This window comes from Bacillus sp. AFS031507 (assembly GCF_002584635.1).
GTDB lineage: Bacteria > Bacillota > Bacilli > Bacillales > Cytobacillaceae > Neobacillus.
In genome coordinates this window covers 78,769-97,503 of the sequence record NZ_NUOW01000003.1, presented here as the reverse complement: position 1 = coordinate 97,503, position 18,735 = coordinate 78,769, and the positions used below count along the sequence as shown (strand labels likewise).

Sequence of the window (18,735 nt, the reverse complement as noted above, 5' to 3'; positions counted from 1 at the left end):
CTCTTAGGGAGGTGGCTTTCTTGAAAAATCGGACATTTGTTAATGTTGTTGTTGGGGGACTTATCATTCTTGCTTTACTTGGCCTTGTTGGTTCATTTACAGCTAATCCGGCCGGTTTCATTCAGAGAATAGCTGTCATCGCATTGATTGTTCTAGCCGTTTATTTCCTAGTACGGAAGTTTTCCAAATCAAACCCTCAGAAAAAAGAGCAGCGTGCATTTCTTAAAGCCGCCAAAAAATCAAAAAAACGATTACAGCAAAAGGGTGGAGACTCAACTGTAAAAACCTCCTCTCTTGGGACGCTAGCATCATTAAAGAAGAGCAACAAGAACAAAAAGAAATCTCCTGCTCACTTAACTGTTATCGACGGCAAAAAGGGTAAAAAGAAAAATCGAGCGTCTCTATAGGCGCTCGATTTTCTTTTTATCCTAGTGTAATCAGTATTAATATCCCCAAGTCTTCAAAAATTGTTTTGCTCTCTCTTTTCCTAGATCGAACAACTCATGTTTCTTCTCCTCTGTTAAATGGAATTCTGTTGATAACACACCCTCGGTCGGTATAAAGATAATGTTCTTTACATGTTTTTTAGAAATGTACCTAGAATCGTGTGCATCCTTCATCGTCTCAAATAGGGCTCCAAATAGTTGAATCGCATTTTTTATTTTATGTTTTTCAGTTTCATATTCACTTGGACTTAATTTAATACCAAGGACGGGTCTTACCTTTTGTGCATTTTCCTTATCAAAAAGCCACATAGGAAAATTGCTTAGGACCCCGCCATCAACTAAAATGTTCATTCCATCCATTGTACGCATTTTAACAGGTTCAAAGAAATATGGGATACTGCAGCTGATTCTAATCGCTTTTGCGATTGGAAATGAACCAGGTGAAATGCCGTATCTTTGTAAGTCATCAGGTAAAACAATCATTTGCCCATTTGATAGGTCTGATGCAATTACTCGAAGTGCCTTCGGGGGCAAATCAGCGAATGTTCTTAACCCTTTGGCTTCAAGTTTCTTACAAATCCATTTTTCAAGTTCATTGCCTTTATAAAGTCCTAGCTTCCAATAGACATACAGCCATTTTGCAAAAGGGAAAGGGATAATTGATTTGCGGGCATCCATTATTTTTGAGAGATCCAACTCGTCGACCAATTGGAAGATTTCTTTACTTGTGTAGCCAGCGGCAATTAATGCTGCAACGATCGATCCTGCACTCGTTCCCGCCACTCTGACAAATCGCAAACCTTTACTTTCTATTTCTTCGCAGGCTCCAATAAGTGCAAACCCTTTTATTCCTCCTCCAGAAAAAACGCCGTCTATATACATGGCAGCCACTCCCAAAGATGTACTCGTTTTTACATCTTTAAGCGGTTATTTTAATAAATAGTACCAAGGACAAGTAGAAAATTTATTATATATAAAAAAGAACATCGTCATTAAACGATGTTCTTGGTCAATAACAATATTGAAAACGCTAAACTTTTCATTAAAATCGCTTTGCTCCTATGTATCTTGGTTTCCAGTAACTGTTGCTTGTATAAGCGATTGAAACTCCTTTTGAAGATGCAGCCTGAATCATTTTTCCGCCACCAATGTAAATCGCAACGTGAGTAGGTCTGCTTGCCTTATTCGGTGCAAAGAACATCAAGTCTCCTGTTTGTAAAGAACTGACACGATATCCTTGCTTGTAGTACATATCAGCTGCCGTCCGTGGCAATACTTTTCCAGCCTTACCGTAAGAATACTTAACCAAACCAGAGCAGTCGAAACCATTAGGTGTTAATCCACCCCATCTATATGGAACACCAAGATTTGCTTTTGCTACTGAGATTGCTTTTGTATGGTAATAGGCCGCTTCCGCTTTATCACCCATAGTGGTAAACAATGAACTTAAAATAATTGTCATAGCCATGATTGCAATGATTTTTTTCAACATATTGTTTAATCTCCCTGTGTGCTTCGTTACTCATAATATACAAAAAAAGAGTAACATGGACGTAACAGGTAGGTTACAGTTATATTACAAATTTCGACTTCGTTCTACTTCGATTAGCAAAATATGATGCAGTATAGTGTAACTTTCAGGGACGGATATTGACCTTAATAATACAAAAAAAGGGGGATTTTCTCCCCCTCTAATAAATATTTTATAAACCACATTTTAATTGAGCGCCGCAGTTTGCACAGGTATTGCAGCCACCCATTTCTTTTACTTTTCCAGTCCGGCAGACTGGGCAAGTGTTACCGACTTCAGAGCCGATCGTTACACTTGTTGAACGGAGTTCACTGATTGTATCAACAAGGACAACATGCTGCTTCGGTTTTTCATTAAAAATTGATAATTGTTCATTCGTGTTTTCTTCAGCTTTTAGTGTTAGTACCTGAGAATCGCGTGAACCATCAACATAAACGGTTCCACCTTTTGCCCCGCCGCGGTACAAACGCTGATAAACTTTTTCGACCTGCTCTACGCTATAACCTTTTGGTGCGTTGACAGTTTTACTGATAGAACTATCTATCCAACGCTGGATGACACATTGAACATCCGCATGGGCTTCAGTGGAAAGCTCCATCGATGTAACAAACCAGTGCGGAAGATTGTTTTCATCTGCTTCTGGGTGCTGGTCCAAGTATTCTTTCACAATATCCGCTTTAACTTCGATAAATTTACCGAGGCGTCCACTACGGAAATAAGAGAATGAGAAATAAGGCTCAAGTCCGGTGGAAACTCCAACCATGGTCCCTGTGGATCCAGTTGGTGCCACAGTTAGTAAATGCGAATTTCTAATTCCGCTTTCTAAAATAGATTGGCGGACATCTTCGGGCATTTTTTTCATAAATCCTGTATCAATGAAGGCTTGTCGTAATCGATTGGTATCTGCTGTTGTTTCACCAGTTAAGAATGGAAAACTTCCCTTTTCTTTTGCCAATTCAATTGAAGTTCTGTATGCAGTAGTTGCAATTATTTCAAATACTTGATCAACAAGTTCGTTTCCTTCTGGTGATCCATACTTCGTTTCACAATAAATCAGCATGTCATGTAAGCCCATGACTCCAAGCCCCACACGTCTTTCACCAAGAGCCTGTTTTTTATTTTCTTCCAGGAAGTATGGAGTTGCGTTAATGACATTATCCTGCATCCGTACACCCACAGCTACTGTTTTCTTAAGCTTTTCAAAATCAACAGTTTTTGTGTCCTTATCAGCCATCTCAGCGAGATTGACAGCTGCAAGATTACAGACGGAAAATGGTGCGAGAGGCTGCTCTCCACATGGATTTGTTGCAACAACTTGTTGTCCATATGCTTTTGCATTGGTCATGTCGTTTGCGTTATCGATAAAAAATATTCCCGGTTCAGCTGAGTAGGTCGCGCAAATATTGATTAGGTTCCAAAGTTCTTTTGCTTTGAACTTTTTGTACACTCGTACTTTATGCCCTTGTTTTTCCCACTCGCGAACGTCACCAACTTTATGCCATTCTTGGTTGTAAATCTCCATTTGCTCTTGATCATATTGTTCAACATACGGGAAGCGGAGTTCATAGTCACTATCGGTTTCTACAGCTTCCATAAATTCCTTTGTTAAACAGACAGAGATGTTCGCACCTGTAAGGAACTCTGAATTGTGGACAGTATAATTACCGCCAGTTAATAATTTCTCTTCTGCATCTGCGATAATGTTTTCATCAAATCCACCGAACCCAGGAATGTTTTTATAATTTACAATTCCTTGGTACATTGCAGTTTCCCTTAAAGTTAGAGGGGTAAACTTTAGCTTGTCTTTAGCAAGTTTTTTAATCGTTTCATCATTTGTATTTTCAATCAAGAATCGTAAAATTCTAGGATTTTGCATCTTAGAAATAATAAATTCAATAATGTCTGGATGCCAGTCGGACAACATGATCATCTGAGCTCCACGTCTTGATCCGCCTTGCTCAACCAAATGAGTCAATTTCGCAATATCATCCAGCCATGAAACCGATCCAGATGATTTACCATTGACGCCTCTAGCCAGTGTGTTTCTCGGTCTCAGCGTCGAGCCATTTGTTCCAACACCGCCGCCTCGGCTCATAATCTCCATTACCTGCTTACGATGATCAGAGATACCTTCACGAGAGTCAGGAACAAACGGCATCACATAGCAATTAAAGTATGTTACATCAGTATCTGCCCCAGCTCCGTAAAGAACGCGACCTGCTGGAATGAAGTTCATGTTAACAAGCTCTTGATAAAACCTTTCAGTCCACTCTCTTCGCTTCTCTTCCGTCTTTTCTACAGAAGCAAGACCAGTAGCATTACGCTTCGCAATTTGCTCATAGAAGAGCTCCAAAGGCTTCTCAATTACATCTAAGGATCTGATTATCACACCAGTACTAGCTTCTTCAGGATCATCGAGTACTCCCCTGAATTCCTCTTCGACTAAAACTTTCGCCTTTTTCTTTTCCCAGTCTATTTCCATAATGTAACCAAGACCACGAGCTGGAAATTTCGGATCTTCTTTAATAGTTAAAACAACAAAGTCGCCGTTTGTAAGAGTTATTTTTGCAGTATCTTTAAAGGTATAGCGGTCCAACATGACCAAACGAGAAACACCCTTGTGAGTTATTTTCATATCTGGGGTAACTGGATGCACCTGGGGGAATAATTGAATATCCTCATTCAACCTTTCAAAATCAATATTCATTGTTTGTCTAAAAACTACAGACATTAGAACAACTCCTTCTTAAAAAAAATCCACCTATTGTGCTAAATCTAGCAGGTTTACGCTATATCTAGTTGGTTTGTATTTTTAGGTTATCATAGCCCACCTGAATAAATCAACTAAATATCAATATATAGTACCGAAAATATTTTCGACAACACTATATATTGTATGTTAAGCAAACTATAATTATTTTGTCAAACTTAAAAAATAATAGATTTAAAAGTAATCAATAGCTTTTAATAGATTTTCGTCATAAAACAGGAAAATTCAACAAATTTCGCAGGTTGCTTCTTTACATTAATCGTTAAGGCAACAAAAAAAGACGGCGAATTCGCCGTTTCAAATTATCTTTTAAAATTCCATTCATCACTTTCATAGCGATCTTTTGCAATCTTTTCAACATAAGCTAGTTCTTCCTCGGTTAATTGATAAGGTTCAAGCTCAATATTTAGACCCTCAGCAAAGCCTTTATAAAAAGCTTCCTTTGCTTCCTCAAGCGAAATTCTTCTTGGACTAATGTTGTTGATAGCAACCGCTTTATCCTTAAATGCTTTTCTCATTCGTTCCTTAACTCTCTCACTTGGATATTTAAATAAACTAAATAGCTTATCTTCATCCAAATCTAACAGAATGGAGCCGTGCTGTAGAATTACTCCCTTTTGTCTCGTTTGTGCACTGCCGGCAACCTTCCTGCCTTCCACCACAAGCTCATACCAGCTTGGAGCATCAAAGCATACAGCAGAGCGAGGGTTTTTCAAAGCATCCCGTTCTTCTGCTGTTTTTGGGACAGCAAAATATGCCTCAAGTCCTAAATGGTGAAAACCCTTTAAAATTCCTTCAGAAATTACACGGTATGCCTCTGTAACAGAATTAGGCATTTCTGGATGTTCTTCAGAAACGATGACACTATAGGTAAGTTCATGCTCGTGCAGAACGCCGCGTCCTCCTGTAGGTCTTCTTACGAAACCTAATTGGTGTGCCTTGACTGCTTCCATATCAATTTCTTTCTCTACTTTTTGAAAATAACCTACTGATAGCGTTGCCGGATCCCAGCCATAGAATCGAATAACTGGAGGAAATTTCCCTTCACTATGCCAATCGAGTAACGCTTCATCTAAAGCCATATTAAAAGATGGTAAACTATTTCCAGTATCAATAAAACGCCAAACTTCTTTTTTCATTCTAAAACCTCATTTTTTTATAATTATCTCTTGTTTAAGTCTACCAAAATCTGATATAGATTCAAAATAAGATGTTTCTGCTATAATTATTTAGGCAATATCAAAAGATTTTTTTGCATTCATCTTTATCTTTATCGGATTGACTTATATAATAAATACTAGTGCAGGAAAGCTTGAAAGGAGCAAAAAAAATTGAGTTCACTTTATCCATTATTAATCATCATTGTAGCAGTTATCATTTATTCCGTTTTTACCTTTTTCTATCAGAAAAGAATTGTTAAAACGGTAACAGAAGAAGAGTTCCGTGCGGGGTACAGAAAGGCACAACTAATAGATGTTCGTGAAGCAAACGAATTCGAAGGCGGCCATATTTTAGGAGCACGTAATATCCCAATGTCGCAAATGAAAATGCGCATGAAAGAAATCCGTTCTGATATGCCAGTATATTTGTATTGCCAGAGTGGAATGCGGAGTGGACGTGCAGCCCAATTCTTACACCGAAAAGGCTATCGAGACCTTACTCAGCTACAAGGCGGGTTCAAAAAATGGTCAGGTAAAGTAAGAGCTAAGAAATAAGAACTCATTGAAGGTTCCGGATTCGGAGCCTTTTTTAATTTCAAAAACTGCTACACAAGATAAAAGGTCAGATTATTTTTCGAATCTGACCTTTCCATTTATTAAGCTTCTTGGTATTTCAAAACTGGTTTACGGGCTGCTTTTGTTTCGTCCATCCGGCCGACCACTGTTGTATGTGGTGCTTCTTGAACGATTTCTGGATTTTCTTCCACTTCTTTAGCGATTTGGATCATAATATCGATGAACGAATCTAGTGTCTCTTTTGATTCGGTCTCAGTTGGTTCGATCATAATACACTCTTCCACATTTAATGGGAAGTAAATGGTTGGTGGGTGGTAACCAAAATCAAGCAGACGTTTCGCAATATCCAATGTACGAACGCCTAATTTTTTCTGACGTCTTCCACTGAGTACAAACTCATGCTTACAATGTCTATCAAATGGTAGATCATAATATTCAGCAAGCCTTCTCATCATGTAGTTCGCATTTAATACAGCGTACTCTGTTACCGCTTTTAAGCCATCTGGTCCCATCGAGCGAATGTATGTGTAGGCACGAACATTGATCCCGAAGTTTCCGTAATATGGCTTCACACGGCCAATTGATTGCGGGCGGTCATAATCAAGGACATATTCTTCGCCTTGCTTTGTGATAATCGGCTTCGGTAAGAACGGGATAAGGTCTGCCTTCACCCCGACAGGACCGGATCCAGGACCACCGCCTCCATGTGGGCCAGTGAATGTTTTATGAAGATTTAAGTGAACAACATCAAATCCCATATCCCCAGGTCTTGCTTTTGAAAGAACGGCGTTTAAGTTTGCTCCATCATAATAAAGCTTACCACCCGCTTCATGGACAATTTCAGCCAATTCAAGAATGTTTTCTTCAAATAGTCCAAGCGTATTCGGGTTGGTTAACATTAATGCAGCAGTATCTTCCCCAACAACCCTTCTTAAATCTTCAAGGTCGACAAGACCATGTTCATTTGATTTAACGGTAATTGTTTCTAGACCAGCAATCGTAGCAGAAGCTGGGTTCGTACCATGAGCAGAATCAGGGACGATTACTTTTGTACGGTTCATATCACCGTTAGCCTCATGATAAGCACGGATCATCATTAATCCCGTCCATTCCCCATGAGCCCCTGCGGCAGGTTGCAAGGTCACTTCGTCCATACCTGTTATTTCGATTAAATGCTCCTGCAAATCGTATAAAAGTTCAAGAGCACCTTGAACAGAGCTTTCATCTTGTAGCGGATGGACATGTGCAAATCCGTTAAAACGCGCTACATTTTCGTTGATTTTCGGATTATATTTCATCGTACACGAGCCTAGTGGATAGAATCCTGAATCGACGCCATGATTTCTCCTCGAAAGGGCAGTGTAGTGGCGCATAATATCAAGCTCCGAAACTTCAGGAAGTTCAGGCTCTTCTGTACGAAGGTAACCATCAGGAAGGAGACCGCTGAGATCTAGTTCCGGTACATCCATTTCCGGCAGGCTGTAGCCGATGCGGCCTGGTGTGCTAAGTTCAAAAATGAGTGCCTGGTCTTGATTATGCATGGAAATCCCCCAATTCTTTCACTAGAGTATCAATTTCTTCCTTCGATCTTTGTTCTGTTACAGCAATCAGCATATGGTTAGCCAGTTCTGAATAATCCCGCCCTAAATCATAGCCCCCAATTATTCCTTTTTGTAAAAGGTTTTGGTTGATTTCTTTTACAGGCTTAGTTAATTTCACAACGAATTCATTGAAGGAATGGCCATCATAAACAACTTCAAAGCCGGCTTCCTTGAAAGTATTTTTCGCATAATGAGCTTTTTGCAAGTTGGCCGCAGCCATTTCCCTGACACCTTTTTTACCAAGAGCGGTCATCGCTACAGATGCAGCGAGTGCATTTAATGCCTGATTGGAACAAATATTTGATGTCGCTTTATCACGACGGATATGCTGTTCACGCGCTTGTAGTGTTAAGACAAAACCACGGCGCCCTTGGTCATCCGTTGTCTGTCCAACAAGACGGCCTGGAACTTTCCGCATTAACTTAGTAGTGACTGCAAAATATCCGCAGTGCGGTCCGCCAAAGGCAGTTGGGATCCCAAACGGCTGCGCATCACCAATAACGATGTCAGCACCAAATTTACCTGGAGGTGTTAATACCCCAAGGGACAGTGGGTTACTTGAAACAACAAACATGGACTTATTTGCATGAATGATTTCCTCAAGCTCTTTTAACGGCTCGACTCGCCCAAAGAAGTTTGGATATTGGACGATAACGGCTGCAACATCTTCATTAACGAGTCCTTTTAATGCTTCAAGATCTGTTACACCATCTTTGACTGGTACTTCAATCACATTGAGATACTGACCCTTTGCATAAGTTTTTAGAACATCACGTGATTCTGGATGTACAGCACTGGATACGACTATCGTTTTTCGTTTGGTATGGCCTGCACTAAGCATTGCTGCTTCAGCAAGAGCAGTTCCGCCATCATACATCGATGAGTTGGCAACATCCATTCCAGTTAACTCACAAATCATGGTTTGGAATTCAAAGATAGCTTGAAGTTCACCTTGTGAAATTTCTGGTTGATAAGGTGTATATGCTGTATAAAATTCTGATCTAGAAATAACATGGTCGACAATTACAGGCATGTAATGGTCATAAACACCAGCACCTATAAAAGATACGTTTCTTTTCAGGTCAGCGTTCCGACTAGCCATCTTAAAAAGCTCTTTCATTAAGTCTGTTTCAGACTTTGCCGCTTTTATATTGTACTCACCCTTAAATCTTACTTTCTCAGGGATATCGCTAAACAGTTCATCAATAGAGGAAACTCCAATTGCCTCAAGCATAGTTTTCTTATCTTGTTCAGTCATAGGTAAATAGCGATGTTTCATAAACCTAACTCCCTTCTGTTATTTCTTTTCTTTTTTATAAAAAGGTGTTGGAACTACAGTAGCTTTTAAACGTTTGCCGCGAATTTCAACTTCAACTTCGGATTCAATACCCGCAAATTCTGCATTGATTAGGGCAAGACCAATATTCCTCTTTAACGTGGGTGATTGCGTTCCAGTTGTAACCTCACCAATTAACTGATCACCTTTATATACAGGGTAGCCATGACGTGGAATCCCACGATCAATCATTTCGATTCCAACCAATTTTCTTGTTAAGCCCTTTTCTTTTTGTTGGATTAACGCTTGTTTCCCGATAAAGTCATCTTCTTTGTTTAATTTCACAGCGAAGCCAATTCCAGCTTCAAGTGGTGAAATTTCTGGAGATAGTTCTTGACCATAAAGCGCTAAAACTGCTTCAAAGCGAAGTGTGTCGCGTGACCCTAATCCACATGGGATTACTCCATCTTCTTTACCTGCAGTTAAAATGTCTCTCCAAAGGTCCACAACATCTTCTGCATCGCAATACACTTCAAAGCCATCTTCACCAGTATAACCAGTTCTTGATACAAGTGCCTTTTTTCCATTTAGGATTACATCTTGTTGGAATTTGAAAAAGCCAATTTGGCTTAAATCATTATCTCCCGCAAGCTTTTGCAATACTTTTTCCGCAAGTGGTCCCTGGATAGCCAGCTGTGCTGTTTTTTCCGATAAGTTTTCTAAAGAGACATCACCAGTTAAATGGTCTTCAAGCCATTTGTAATCTTTTTCAATATTTGATGCGTTTACTACTAAAAGGTAATGATTGTCTTCAATCTTATATACAAGCAGGTCATCAACAGTACCGCCATTTTCATAACACATGGCTGTGTACTGGGCACCTCCATTTTTTACTTTTGAAATGTCATTAGTCATCATTTTTTGTAAAAATGCTAAGCTATTAGTGCCTTTTACTTCTACTTCACCCATATGGGAAACATCAAATAATCCTGCACAAGAGCGAACAGCTTCATGCTCTTCTTTAATGCTAGAGAATTGGACCGGCAGTGCCCAACCTCCAAAATCAATGGTTTTTCCTCCCCATTCTTTATACACATCAAAAAGTGGAGTTCGTTTTAATTCAGACATTCTTAATCCTCCTTCAATCTTTGGCGCAAATTATTCAATGGATAATGTAAAAAAGGACAGAAACCTCCTATGAAACGTAAGAAGGTCTCTGTCCTTGCACCTGAAAGTTTACCTAAAAAGGCTTTCCCCTTTGGTGGCTGCTTAAAGCTAGCAGCGCTCTCCAGAGCTGCGTCCTACAAGAGTTCTTTTGCCTGAGAGATTCACATTTCTGCTTGCTCCTTCGGCGCTACATAAGTAGTCTCTCCCCTTGTTATCATTCGCATTATAATATTATCCAAATTGGTCATACTAATTATACTTATAAAATAAATTACCTTATTAAAATATTTAAAACATTCAAAGCTATTATTATCCTACCATTAAAATAATACATTGAGCAATAACTTTATTAGAAAAGCATATAGCTGGAAATTGAATAAAAAGGAGCTGGAACCATGTCGATCGAAATTGAATTTGATTCCTCTTGGAAGGATGATTTTTTACATAGAATTGAAAACGATGGTCCATGGGGGAATTGGGAAATTTTTAAACTAGCAATTGGAGTTGAAAAACATCTCGTCATTCCAGATTTCAAAGGTTTATTGGCACCAAGTCATTTACCCAATCTAACCCCACTTCCTCACCAGCTTGAAACAGCTAAACAAGTAATTGAAAATATGAATGGGAAAGCCATCCTTGCCGATGAAGTAGGACTCGGAAAAACGATTGAGGCCGGGCTGATTCTAAAAGAATATATGATTCGCGGATTGGTGAAAAAAGTATTAATTCTTGTCCCTGCATCGTTAGTTACTCAATGGTCGATGGAGTTGAATAGCAAATTTTTCATTCCAGCCATTTCACAAAGGAAAAGCTATGTGTGGGAACAGTGCGATGTTGTCGTTTCGTCAATTGATACGGCTAAACGAAATCCTCATCGAGACATAATTTTTAAGCAGGACTATGACCTTATTATCATTGATGAAGCCCATAAACTTAAAAATAACAAAACAAAAAACTACGAATTTGTCCAAAATCTGAAAAAGAAATTTTGTTTACTATTGACGGCAACACCTATTCAGAACCGTATCGAGGAAATTTTTAATCTGGTTTCATTATTAAAACCAGGACATTTAGGCAGCGAAACGACATTCTTTGAAAAATACAAACGAGATGCACGTTCATTAAATGATGATGAGCATTTAAAAGAATTAGTAAACAAGGTTATGATTCGGAACCGGCGGGCAGATACAGGCATTGAGTGGACGAAAAGGCATGTGGAAACCATTCCAATTGAATGCACTCAAGAGGAGAAAGATCTTTATGAGTCAATTACTGAATTAAAAAATGAGGGGAATTGGGCACAGACAAGTTCATTCTCCGTAATGACATTACAGCGTGAGGCATGCAGCAGTAGAGAAGCAGTTTTTTATACATTAAAAAACATGCTCCAAAAAAAGGAAAATCCAACCCCAGCTTTTGAAGAACAAATTCAGTATTTAATAAAAAAAGTCGAAGCTGTCCAGAAGAATTCAAAAGCGGAAAAAGCATTAGAATTAATTCAAAAAGTAAATGATAAAGTGATTATTTTTACAGAATACCGAGCAACACAAATGTACCTCCAATGGTATTTAAAACAGCATGGAATTTCATCTGTCCCTTTTCGGGGCGGCTTTAAGCGTGGAAAAAAGGACTGGATGAGAGAATTATTCCAAAAGCATGCTCAAGTCCTTATAGCAACTGAAGCGGGCGGTGAAGGAATTAACCTTCAATTTTGTAATCATATAATTAACTTTGATTTGCCATGGAATCCAATGAGGCTCGAACAACGAATTGGTCGTATCCATCGTCTGGGCCAGGAAAAGGATGTCATGATTTATAATTTTGCGATAAAAAATACTGTCGAAGAACATATTTTGAAGCTTCTTTATGAGAAAATACATTTATTTGAAAAAGTAATTGGTGAACTTGACGATATATTAACTAAGTTGGAATTTGGCAATATAGAAGACCATTTAATCGATATTTTTGGACAATCCTCATCCGAAGGCGAAATGCGAATTAAAATGGAAAATTTATCATCAATGATTGAATTTGCTCAGGACATGAAGAAGGGAGATTCCCATGCAGCAACAGGAAATTCATAACTTTTTATTGAACTATTTTCAGGCTAATGACTGTGCAATTGTGGAGAATAGCCAAGGTTATTTAACTGTTCAGTTAACAGTTGAACTTGATAAGGAATTAATGAATCGGCCTTTTTACTGGCACTATTTAGAAAAAACGGGTGGAATTCCAAACCCGATGAAGTTAACATTTATTACGAACCAAGATGCCGCTCCTGAAAATATAAAGGGGGAAATCATTCATTTTGGTTCACCTCGGCTGCATCAAATTTTTACTTCGACGAAAAATTTAGCCAGCTATATCCGACTTTATGAAAATCATCGGAATCAAAACAAGCAAACTCCTTTACTACCATGGCTATGTATGAATGTTAAGATCTCCTTTCAATGTGACCGTAAGCGGGATATTTTCAAATCAATCGGCTTACAACTCATCAACGGAAAAATGGTTGAAGATTTCCATGACAGACTGCTTGAAATACCGTTAACACCAAAAATACCTGATTACTCCTTTACTTTGTCACCTTTAGTGAAACCTCAAAGCGGGATGTTGAGAGTTGAAACCTATCTTACATCCATAATTGAGAAGGATGACCACTCTTGGGCAATAGATGCGCGAGAACGTTGGGATAAAGATTTACGCCTCTTGAATCATTTTTACGAGGATGTTGAAGATGAAAATGAAAACTTTGAAACCGAAAAAATGGCTCTAAAGGAACAGTACGAACCAAAAATCTCCATATCCTTCATCAATGGCGGCCTCTTTTATCTAACTGAAAAAGCAATATAAGGGACAGGGTGTCAGGCACCATGTGAAATTTTCACATGGTGCCTGACACCCTTAAAAATATTTTTGAAAATAAAGAAGGATAAGGAGGAATCATGTCGAATATTTTCCCATAGAAAAATGAAAAGGCGGTGGTACTTATTGTTAGCGAGATAGAAATTTTAGCAAATCGAATCATTACAGATGCTGCACGTAACCAAGCAACAGATATTCACATTATCCCAAGGAAGAGGGACACACTCGTCCAAATCCGTTTAACCAACAAGTTAATTCCTCGACTATCCCTTCCAAAAGATGAATGCGACAGATTAATCTCACATTTTAAATTCACAGCCAATATGGATATCGGAGAAAGAAGACGACCACAAAGTGGATCCATTTTTTGTGAAGTTGACGGAAATTTAATGGGGCTCAGGCTCTCCACACTCCCTTCTAATAACAGAGAGAGCCTTGTCATCCGGCTATTACCACAGCAAGAACAAATTCCTTTTCACCAACTTTCACTCTTCCCAGCAATGACCCGAAAATTACTTGCCCTTCTCAAACACGCTCATGGATTAATAATTTTTACCGGGCCAACAGGCAGCGGAAAAACGACTACTCTCTATTCCCTTTTAAATGAAACCGCCCACTTATTTCATCGTAATGTCATTACACTCGAAGATCCCATTGAAAAAAACTATGACTCAGTCCTGCAGATCCAAGTCAATGAAAAAGCAGGCGTCACCTATGCAGCCGGATTAAAGGCAATTCTTCGACATGATCCTGACATTATAATGGTCGGTGAAATTAGAGATGCTGAGACGGCAAAGATTGCGGTAAGGGCAGCATTAACAGGCCATCTAGTGCTTTCCACGATGCATACCCGTGATGCGAAGGGAGCGGTTTATCGCCTGCGTGAGTTTGGAGTGAATTGGTTAGAGGTCGAGCAGACACTTATTGCCATAACAGCCCAAAGGTTGGTTGAACTTACCTGCCCTTTTTGTGAAGGAGAGTGTTCACCTATTTGTTATTCCTATGGCAGATGGAAACGCGCCAGTGTATTTGAACTTTTATCCGGACGAAATTTACACGCAGTAATGAAAGCTGCTCAAGGAGAAAAAATAGAAATTCGTTACCGAATGATAAAAGATGTAATTAATAAGGGCATTGCCCTTGGATATATCCAAGAATCTGAATATGAACGATTGGTATATGACGATGAAACGGTCTAAATGGTCAGTGAATGAACAAGCTAATTTCCTGAGAAGAACCGGTGAACTATTAGCAAGGGGGTATCCAATTGCTTTAGCAATTGAATCCATAGCATTACAATTACCGTCAAAACGAAAGGAGGATTTAAATGGTTGTTTAGAAGAGTTGAAAAAGGGTTTACCGTTTCATGATGCATTAAATAATCTTGGTTTCAACAAAGACTTAGTCGGTTATGTCTATTTTGCGGAGCAGCATGGCAGCTTTGCTGATGCTCTGTTAGAAGGAAGTGATCTTGCCCTATTAAAAGATAAAGACGTACACAAGTTGCTCAAGTTGCTTCAGTATCCAATGGTGCTTTTAGTTATTACAGGATTTCTATTTATTTTTATAGAAAATACATTGCTGCCAAGGTTCACCACCCTTTTTTCATCGCTTGGTCTGGAAGCAAATTTTTTCACAAATGTCATTTATGCTTTTGATCAATACTTCCCAACTGTTATCGGTACCCTGCTTCTGATCCTAATTATGGGAGCCGCTTATTATCTTCTCTTTTTTAGAAAACTCTCCGTCCTAAAACAAAGGTCACAACTTGTTCGAATACCTTTTGTTGGCAGGATCCTCAAATTGCTGTTTACCCACTACTTTTCCATTCAACTTAGCTTTCTCTTATCCGGTGGATTATCAGTTTCCGAAGCCTTACAACTATTTGAACAGAATCTCAGGCATCCTTTTTACTGTCACTTAGCTAAAACGATTAAAACTAAGCTAATTACAGGAGAAAAGTTGGAGACAATTTTAGCGTCTCTGTCGTTTTTCGAAAAAGAATTTCCGATGATTGTAAAACACGGCCAAGAAAATGGAAAATTGGAGCAGGAGTTATTATTTTTCAGTAAGCATTGTGTCACTAACATGGAGGAAATGATAGAAAAACGGTTAACAACCATCCAGCCAATTCTTTACATTTTTATTGGATTCATGGTGGTTTCGATGTATTTAGCGATTCTTTTACCCATGTTTCATCTACTGGACGGCATTTAAAAAAATGGAGGTTATTAAAAATGATGAAAAATGAAAAAGGCTTTACTTTAATTGAAATGATGATCGTCATGCTCGTAATTTCGGTCTTGTTAATTATCACAATTCCAAACGTTGCCAAACATAATTCTAACATCAACAATAAAGGCTGTGATGCCTATGTTAAAATGGTCCAGGCACAAGTTCAGGCTTATGAAATGGATAAGAATAAAGTACCAACTATCGCGGAACTAAAAGCAGAAGGATATATAAAGGAGGACGCTAAAGGTTGTCCAAACGGAAAGACAGTTGAAATAGACTCTGAAGGTACTGTAACAGCTGTTGCATCAGTAACCACTCCATAATGAATACGCATCAAAAAGGCTTCACTTTAATTGAGTCCTTGTTAGTTCTCTCCATCTTCATGATTATCTCCTCAATTACAGTTTTCTCCTTAAAACCACAGCACTCAGTAATGGAGGATGAGGCCTTTTTAATCCAATTAAAAGCCGACCTATATTATGCTCAACAATATGCTATCTCCCATCATGATGAAGTATCCATTGTTTTTGTTCCAGATCAATATAGGTATTTTCTGTATTTGTGGCCGGAACCAACGCCGATCGTCAATCGAAATTACAGTACAAATATTTATCTCAAAGAAGGTTCTCTCCCCTTATATTTGAAATTCCTAAGCGACGGAAACGTAAACCAGTTTGGAAACTTTTTTATCCAAACAAAAAATAAAACATATGTTATTACCTTTTTAATTGGAGAGGGTCGGTTCTATGTTAAGGAGTACTAGAGGATTTTTTTTGCTTGAACTGCTACTTTCTTTATCTGCCTGGTTAATGCTTAGTTTATTTTTACTGCCTTTATTGATCGAACTAAGAGAACAATCACGACAATTAGAATGGGAGAGCAAAGCGAGGCAGCTGATGTATGAGGAACTACAGATCAAATTATTCAGTAATAAAACATTTTCAAATTACACTTCCATTTTGAATGGAGTTGAATACCAAATCACATGGAAAGACACCGGAGCAGCTGACCAAAAGGAGGTGTGTGTAAGAATTGAAAAAAATTCATTACAGCCTGAAACCGAAATTTGTGGGCCCCTTGAATGAAAAAGCATTTACGCTCATCGAGGTACTAATTGCTTTTTCAATTTTTACGACGATTATTTTCTTTATGACACCTGTTTTTCAAATTATCCTGACTAATAAGGACACGGAGGCATCGTTACAGGCAATGGAATGGGAAGTTTTTTCGAGCCAAATCAAAAAAGAAATAAGGCAGTCCACTAGTGCCGAAGTGATTTCCGGAAGGTTAATTCTAACGAAGGATACTGAAACCATTCAATATGAAAAGTACGGTACTAATCTTAGGAGACGTGTGAATTCAACTGGTCATGAAATAATCCTTCAAAATGTTTCACAATATTCATTCACCATTATAAACAATGCAGTCAAAACCATCGTAACGGATCTATGGGGAAAAGAATACTCAGTAACAGCTTTTCCAATAGTAAATTCGGGGACAGTCCCATGAAAAATAATGAAAAAGGCTTCACTTACCCACTTACCTTGTGCCTGATCATCATTTTTTTATTATTTTTCTCGGTACGTATTGAACAATTGTTATCCGAAAGAAAAATGGCACATGAAACGGCTATCATCCTCCAAGAGGAGTACTATTTTCTATCGTCGGTAAAAAAAGTTGAAGTAATATTTCAAAAGAGTGGGATCTTACCTGTCAAAGGAACAATTAGTTTTGTTAACGGCACCATGGATTACAAAGCTGAAACTCCTAATGGGTATGTCCAAAAAGTCAATTTTACTCTTCACCTCCTTGCTGTTGACAAAACATTCATTGGACGGGGATATTTTGATACAAGGACAAAAAGATTAAGTAACTGGGTCGAATTAAAATGAAGAAATATGGACATACTTGTTTATGAAAATTAAAGGCAGGTGTGTCCATGAAAACAAACGACTATGTGAAATATATGACCCAAACCATCGTGAAATACGCAGACCAACCGAAGGATGAACGAAAACGAATTCGTACCGCTCGAAAAGAAACAAAAGCTTCTTTTTGGTATCGCTGGTTCGGAATTCTACCCTACATCGTTTATTTTGAAGTCAAAAAAAGACGAAAATTGTAACGAGCGGATGCTGGGTCTGCTTCGTTATTTTTCCAAAATAACTATATTTCTGCTATTGACAAGAGATTATTAATGAATTTAGGCTATTTTTTTATTATATTGTTACAATATAAAGTCGCAAATTGTGAACAATTTCTAAACATATAGTGTTAACATTGTTAACCTCATTCCCATGTTACAATGGCTGTATTATAATGGAATAAATTATGGGGGTCCGAGGTGAACAGTGATGGAACAAACATTAAAAATAACAAACGTTTTGTCAGATCCAACACGGTACTATATTTATCAATACATTACAAAACGTCATCAAGAAGTAACCGTTCAAGAGGTGGCGGAAAATTTTAATATTCATCCGAATGTAGCAAGATTGCATTTATCAAAGCTTGAAGATGTAAATATGTTAGCATCTGAAACCAAGAAAACAGGTAAAGGTGGCAGACCAAGTAGATTATATCGTTTATCTGACGATGTAATCCAGCTGCATTTCCCGTTTCGCGACTACATGCTTTTATCCAAAGTCGCACTCCAAACAATGATTTCGCTTGGAGAAGCAGGAAAGCAAGCCCTTTATCTAACCGGAAAACGTTTTGGTACAGAAGTGATTGAACAAGAAAAGGCAAAAACAGCATTTGGTGAGGAATTAGAATTTGAGCAAAAGCTAACAATATTAAAAAGCGCTGCAACGCTTGCAGGTTTTTATCCAGAATTTGAAGCAAACGGTGAAAAAACAAAAATCTATTTCCAAATTTTCAATTGTCCATTTAAAGAAGTGGCAGAAGAACATTCGGAAACAGTTTGCAGTATGCACCATGAATTTCTAAAGGGAATGTTTGGAGCACTATTTGAATCCGTTGAGTTGATTGAAAAAGATAATATTATTTCTGGCTGCGAAACTTGTTCATATCAAGCGCTGGTAACAAACTAATTCGAAACCATTATTTACATTATGCCTCCTTTTCCTTATAATATTGTAATGATGG

The 18,735-nt window shown here is 38.3% G+C and carries 20 protein-coding genes and 2 riboswitches; of the genes, 13 read left to right on the top strand and 7 right to left on the bottom strand.

From position 1 onward, the window contains the following. Nucleotides 1-11: 11 nt before the first annotated feature. The gene (locus COE25_RS04305; protein ID WP_306298965.1) at nt 12-407 is read left to right on the top strand and encodes an SA1362 family protein; all 396 of its coding nucleotides are present in this window, start codon (nt 12-14) and stop codon (nt 405-407) included. A 36-nt stretch (nt 408-443) separates the two neighbouring features. Here COE25_RS04305 and COE25_RS04300 read toward each other — a convergent pair whose 3' ends face one another. The 4 genes from COE25_RS04300 to COE25_RS04285 form a co-directional block, all read right to left on the bottom strand. After that, on the bottom strand, nt 444-1,328 hold the full coding sequence (locus tag COE25_RS04300) for a patatin-like phospholipase family protein (protein ID WP_088088950.1): 885 nt from the start codon (nt 1,326-1,328) through the stop codon (nt 444-446). 160 nt (nt 1,329-1,488) lie between these two features. Next, nucleotides 1,489-1,938: a C40 family peptidase gene (locus tag COE25_RS04295; protein WP_088088951.1), complete on the bottom strand. Its 450-nt coding sequence runs from the start codon at nt 1,936-1,938 to the stop codon at nt 1,489-1,491. A gap of 211 nt (nt 1,939-2,149) precedes the next feature. Next, nucleotides 2,150-4,708, bottom strand: a complete 2,559-nt coding sequence (locus COE25_RS04290; RefSeq protein WP_098931454.1) for a vitamin B12-dependent ribonucleotide reductase — start codon at nt 4,706-4,708, stop codon at nt 2,150-2,152. Between the two features lie 341 nt (nt 4,709-5,049). Further along, nucleotides 5,050-5,886 (bottom strand): lipoate--protein ligase family protein, encoded by an 837-nt coding sequence (locus COE25_RS04285; protein WP_098931452.1) that lies wholly within the window; start codon nt 5,884-5,886, stop codon nt 5,050-5,052. A gap of 192 nt (nt 5,887-6,078) precedes the next feature. On the opposite strand from COE25_RS04285, the gene COE25_RS04280 reads away from it, so the two are divergent. Then, nucleotides 6,079-6,462, top strand: a complete 384-nt coding sequence (locus COE25_RS04280) for a rhodanese-like domain-containing protein (protein ID WP_098931450.1) — start codon at nt 6,079-6,081, stop codon at nt 6,460-6,462. Between the two features lie 101 nt (nt 6,463-6,563). On the opposite strand, the gene gcvPB is transcribed toward COE25_RS04280, so the two are convergent. Genes gcvPB through gcvT form a run of 3 tightly spaced genes read right to left on the bottom strand, consistent with a single transcriptional unit; the run spans nt 6,564 to nt 10,488 of the window. Further along, a complete protein-coding gene (gene gcvPB / locus COE25_RS04275) occupies nt 6,564-8,024 on the bottom strand; it encodes an aminomethyl-transferring glycine dehydrogenase subunit GcvPB (RefSeq protein ID WP_088088955.1) in 1,461 nt (486 codons plus the stop codon). Beyond that, the gene (gene gcvPA, locus COE25_RS04270) at nt 8,017-9,363 is read right to left on the bottom strand and encodes an aminomethyl-transferring glycine dehydrogenase subunit GcvPA (RefSeq protein ID WP_098931448.1); all 1,347 of its coding nucleotides are present in this window, start codon (nt 9,361-9,363) and stop codon (nt 8,017-8,019) included. Before gcvPA ends, gcvPB begins: the two co-directional genes overlap by 8 nt. Nucleotides 9,364-9,381: 18 nt before the next feature. Continuing rightward, nucleotides 9,382-10,488, bottom strand: coding sequence for a glycine cleavage system aminomethyltransferase GcvT (gene gcvT, locus COE25_RS04265; RefSeq protein WP_088088957.1), 1,107 nt, complete (start codon nt 10,486-10,488; stop codon nt 9,382-9,384). An 86-nt stretch (nt 10,489-10,574) separates the two neighbouring features. Continuing rightward, a riboswitch (glycine riboswitch) is annotated at nt 10,575-10,654 on the bottom strand. 3 nt (nt 10,655-10,657) lie between these two features. Beyond that, nucleotides 10,658-10,745: riboswitch (glycine riboswitch) on the bottom strand. 177 nt (nt 10,746-10,922) lie between these two features. Here gcvT and COE25_RS04260 point away from each other — a divergent pair. The 11 genes from COE25_RS04260 to COE25_RS04210 all read left to right on the top strand — a co-directional run bounded on the left by COE25_RS04260 (nt 10,923) and on the right by COE25_RS04210 (nt 18,680). Continuing rightward, nucleotides 10,923-12,611 (top strand): DEAD/DEAH box helicase, encoded by a 1,689-nt coding sequence (locus COE25_RS04260; RefSeq protein WP_098931445.1) that lies wholly within the window; start codon nt 10,923-10,925, stop codon nt 12,609-12,611. Continuing rightward, entirely contained in the window at nt 12,589-13,380 is a 792-nt protein-coding gene (locus COE25_RS04255; protein WP_088088959.1) for a YqhG family protein, read from the top strand. The genes COE25_RS04260 and COE25_RS04255 overlap by 23 nt, the downstream gene beginning before the upstream one ends. A 128-nt stretch (nt 13,381-13,508) precedes the next feature. Further along, nucleotides 13,509-14,591 carry a competence type IV pilus ATPase ComGA gene (gene comGA / locus COE25_RS04250; protein ID WP_088088960.1) on the top strand — a complete coding sequence of 361 codons (1,083 nt, stop codon included), beginning with the start codon at nt 13,509-13,511 and terminating at the stop codon, nt 14,589-14,591. Further along, on the top strand, nt 14,578-15,609 hold the full coding sequence (gene comGB, locus COE25_RS04245) for a competence type IV pilus assembly protein ComGB (protein ID WP_098931443.1): 1,032 nt from the start codon (nt 14,578-14,580) through the stop codon (nt 15,607-15,609). The genes comGA and comGB overlap by 14 nt, the downstream gene beginning before the upstream one ends. Before the next feature lie 20 nt (nt 15,610-15,629). Beyond that, a complete protein-coding gene (gene comGC, locus COE25_RS04240; protein WP_088088962.1) occupies nt 15,630-15,950 on the top strand; it encodes a competence type IV pilus major pilin ComGC in 321 nt (106 codons plus the stop codon). Beyond that, on the top strand, nt 15,950-16,390 hold the full coding sequence (gene comGD / locus COE25_RS04235) for a competence type IV pilus minor pilin ComGD (RefSeq protein ID WP_088088963.1): 441 nt from the start codon (nt 15,950-15,952) through the stop codon (nt 16,388-16,390). Before comGC ends, comGD begins: the two co-directional genes overlap by 1 nt. 10 nt (nt 16,391-16,400) lie before the next feature. Beyond that, nucleotides 16,401-16,712 carry a hypothetical protein gene (locus COE25_RS30510; RefSeq protein ID WP_142292197.1) on the top strand — a complete coding sequence of 104 codons (312 nt, stop codon included), beginning with the start codon at nt 16,401-16,403 and terminating at the stop codon, nt 16,710-16,712. Further along, complete coding sequence (gene comGF / locus COE25_RS04225; RefSeq protein ID WP_256942454.1) at nt 16,660-17,136, top strand: competence type IV pilus minor pilin ComGF; 477 nt, start codon at nt 16,660-16,662, stop codon at nt 17,134-17,136. Before COE25_RS30510 ends, comGF begins: the two co-directional genes overlap by 53 nt. Continuing rightward, nucleotides 17,133-17,519: a competence type IV pilus minor pilin ComGG gene (comGG, locus tag COE25_RS04220; RefSeq protein WP_180247414.1), complete on the top strand. Its 387-nt coding sequence runs from the start codon at nt 17,133-17,135 to the stop codon at nt 17,517-17,519. The genes comGF and comGG overlap by 4 nt, the downstream gene beginning before the upstream one ends. Before the next feature lie 47 nt (nt 17,520-17,566). Further along, nucleotides 17,567-17,752, top strand: coding sequence for a YqzE family protein (locus tag COE25_RS04215; RefSeq protein ID WP_088088967.1), 186 nt, complete (start codon nt 17,567-17,569; stop codon nt 17,750-17,752). A 229-nt stretch (nt 17,753-17,981) separates the two neighbouring features. Continuing rightward, nucleotides 17,982-18,680: a helix-turn-helix transcriptional regulator gene (locus tag COE25_RS04210; RefSeq protein ID WP_088088968.1), complete on the top strand. Its 699-nt coding sequence runs from the start codon at nt 17,982-17,984 to the stop codon at nt 18,678-18,680. The last annotated feature ends 55 nt before the right edge of the window (nt 18,681-18,735 follow it).